The 761-nt window shown below is 68.8% G+C and carries 1 pseudogene; it reads right to left on the reverse strand.

What is annotated here, in order from left to right:
* A pseudogene (locus BZL64_RS38075) lies at positions 1 to 761 on the reverse strand (mechanosensitive ion channel family protein); the annotation flags it as partial.

Raw genomic sequence — 761 nt, forward strand, 5'->3', positions numbered from 1 at the left:
CCGCCGCGTCGAAGGCACGCTTGATGCGCCAGCGCAGCTCGCGCTCCACGGTGAGGGACTTGCCGGGCATCGTCTTCGCGGAGACGCGGACCACCATCGAGTCGATCAGCACGCTGTCCAGGCCGAGCACCTCGATCGGGCTCCAGAGGAACTCGTTCCAGGGCTCCTCCTTGTTCATCTTCTCGGCGACCTCGACGAGGGTGGCCTTGACGCGGTCCAGGTCCTCGGACGCCTTGACCGTGACGTCGACCCCGGCCGTCGCCCAGCCCTGCGAGAGGTTGCCGATCCGCTTGACCTCGCCGTTGCGGACGTACCAGATCTCGCCGTTGTCGCCGCGCAGCTTGGTCACGCGCAGGCCGACCTCGATGACCTCGCCGGAGGCGACACCCGCGTCGATCTGGTCGCCGACGCCGTACTGGTCCTCCAGGATCATGAACACGCCGGACAGGAAGTCCGTGACCNNGCGACACCGGCCGACGCCAGCAGCGGGGCCAGGTTGATCTCGAAGGTGCCGAGGACCATCAGGGCCGCGGTGCCCAGGATCAGGAAGCTCGCCACCGAGCGCAGCACCGAACCGATCGCCTGCGACCGCTGACGGCGCCGCTCGACGTTGACCAGCAGCCCGCCCAGCGTCGTGCCGTCGACCGCCTGGACCGTGCGGTTCATCCGGTCTATGAGCTTGGTGATGGCCCGCCGCACCACCACTCTCAGGACCGCGGCGATCACCAGGATCAGCAGGACGCGCAGGCCGATCGCGAGCC

Source organism: Streptomyces bobili, from assembly GCF_002154575.1.
Taxonomy (GTDB): Bacteria; Actinomycetota; Actinomycetes; order Streptomycetales; family Streptomycetaceae; genus Streptomyces; species Streptomyces bobili.